Source organism: Veillonella criceti, assembly GCF_900460315.1.
GTDB classification, from domain to species: Bacteria; Bacillota; Negativicutes; order Veillonellales; family Veillonellaceae; genus Veillonella_A; species Veillonella_A criceti.
Map to the genome: position 1 here is coordinate 1 of NZ_UHIO01000004.1, position 2,456 is coordinate 2,456.

The window sequence follows — 2,456 nt, forward strand, 5'->3', positions numbered from 1 at the left end:
AAAAAAGTCAAGGGTTGCCTATGGCAAGAATTTTTCTCTGAAAAATTCAGACCCTTGACTTTGTTTATTTTTCCGCTTGCATAATTGACGGCTGGGAAGGTATGACCATCGGGAAAACCTTCCCCTTGTCTATCCTTACGCCTTAGCCATTAATTTGTGACGTCTTGATTTCAAATAATTCTGCATGGTGAAGGTTCCACAATCGCACAAAACACGAAACCAGTCCTCACGTTCATACATTGCATATTCAAGCAAATCTGCATACTCAATAACGCCTGTATCTTTGCAATACTCAATCATTTCCCGAATTGCTTTGTGTTTATCTGATGCAAGCCCGATTACATCGTAGTAGTCTAAACCGCCATATTGAGTTACTTGTGATTCAGCATATCGGGCTTTTTCAGGATTATCGAGATGGCATAAATACCGAGCATAACCACGAACGCTATTTACAACCTCACAACCAACACCACCGATGGTATCAAAAACTTCTTGTGCTTGTGCTTTCGTTTTTACTCCTTCAAAAGCCAATAACACATGATAGTGTGGCTTTTTAGGCTCTCCACCTGGGTTAATATCCTTGTCATGGAGTGGTGAAATTAGGCATGGAATGAATGTTTGCTCTAACTTGTTTTTCCAGTCCGCCGGTGCAGATTCCGGATACACTACTGTTGCGTAATTTCTAGTACGAGTGCCAGCTCGCTTTTCTGCACGCTTGGCATCGTACTCACGTTGTTTTTCCTTACTGTTTGTCGCCATAAAAAAATGCCTCCTTTGTCAATCAAAAATCTTTGAAAGACAAGGAAGGTCAACGTGAAAATTTCTTTACTTTACTTTGCGTTGATGTTGAAATTTTCGCCCAATCATGTTACTATGAGTTTGCGAAAATTTGTTGGTGTTGACCTTCCTCGTCACGCCAACTTGAGCACATCGATTTTGCGGGTCGATGTGCTCTTTTTTTTGCGTTGCTTTGATTTTACCACGTTTTTCAACTTTGCGAAACGGTAGTTTTTCTTGTCTTGGGAACAATGAACACTATGGGGGGTGTCGTAGTGACCCCCCATAGTTTTTTTTTGCGTCGCAGACCTCAATTCATTTCTCCAAAATGGAGAAATGGGTAATTAAGCATTCCTTGTTTTTGAATTTTAGTCTAGGAGCGTTTTTAATTTTTGATCCTGTGATTTTCTACATCTGAAACTCAAAAATCGCTTAAAACGCAAAATTCGCAATTTTAAAAACATAATAATGCCCACTTACGCACATAACATCTCAAAAGTATCAAAAAGACATTTTGATACAGTTTAGTTATTATGTGTGTGGGCTTGCGTTGCAAGTGATTTTGCGTACCGCAAAATTGTCGGGGAAATTTCCCCGAACCCTTTTTTGGGTAGCCAAGGGCTGTTCGAAACGCTACGCTCTTTCAAACAGCCACAACTTCATCGTTGGGCGGAAAATAAAAAAGTCAAGGGTTGCCTATGGCAAGAATTTTTCTCTGAAAAATTCAGACCCTTGACTTTGTTTATTTTTCCGCTTGCATAATTGACGGCTGGGAAGGTATGACCATCGGGAAAACCTTCCCCTTGTCTATCCTTACGCCTTAGCCATTAATTTGTGACGTCTTGATTTCAAATAATTCTGCATGGTGAAGGTTCCACAATCGCACAAAACACGAAACCAGTCCTCACGTTCATACATTGCATATTCAAGCAAATCTGCATACTCAATAACGCCTGTATCTTTGCAATACTCAATCATTTCCCGAATTGCTTTGTGTTTATCTGATGCAAGCCCGATTACATCGTAGTAGTCTAAACCGCCATATTGAGTTACTTGTGATTCAGCATATCGGGCTTTTTCAGGATTATCGAGATGGCATAAATACCGAGCATAACCACGAACGCTATTTACAACCTCACAACCAACACCACCGATGGTATCAAAAACTTCTTGTGCTTGTGCTTTCGTTTTTACTCCTTCAAAAGCCAATAACACATGATAGTGTGGCTTTTTAGGCTCTCCACCTGGGTTAATATCCTTGTCATGGAGTGGTGAAATTAGGCATGGAATGAATGTTTGCTCTAACTTGTTTTTCCAGTCCGCCGGTGCAGATTCCGGATACACTACTGTTGCGTAATTTCTAGTACGAGTGCCAGCTCGCTTTTCTGCACGCTTGGCATCGTACTCACGTTGTTTTTCCTTACTGTTTGTCGCCATAAAAAAATGCCTCCTTTGTCAATCAAAAATCTTTGAAAGACAAGGAAGGTCAACGTGAAAATTTCTTTACTTTACTTTGCGTTGATGTTGAAATTTTCGCCCAATCATGTTACTATGAGTTTGCGAAAATTTGTTGGTGTTGACCTTCCTCGTCACGCCAACTTGAGCACATCGATTTTGCGGGTCGATGTGCTCTTTTTTTTGCGTTGCTTTGATTTTACCACGTTTTTCAACTTTGCGAA

General features: G+C 40.4%; 2 protein-coding genes. Both read right to left on the minus strand.

Annotated features, from left to right (window positions below):
- Positions 1-135 precede the first annotated feature (135 nt).
- A complete protein-coding gene (locus tag DYE54_RS09980; protein WP_115311151.1) occupies positions 136-759 on the minus strand; it encodes a replication protein in 624 nt (207 codons plus the stop codon).
- 831 nt (positions 760-1,590) lie between these two features.
- A complete protein-coding gene (locus DYE54_RS09985) occupies positions 1,591-2,214 on the minus strand; it encodes a replication protein (protein ID WP_115311151.1) in 624 nt (207 codons plus the stop codon).
- Between the last annotated feature and the right edge of the window lie 242 nt (positions 2,215-2,456).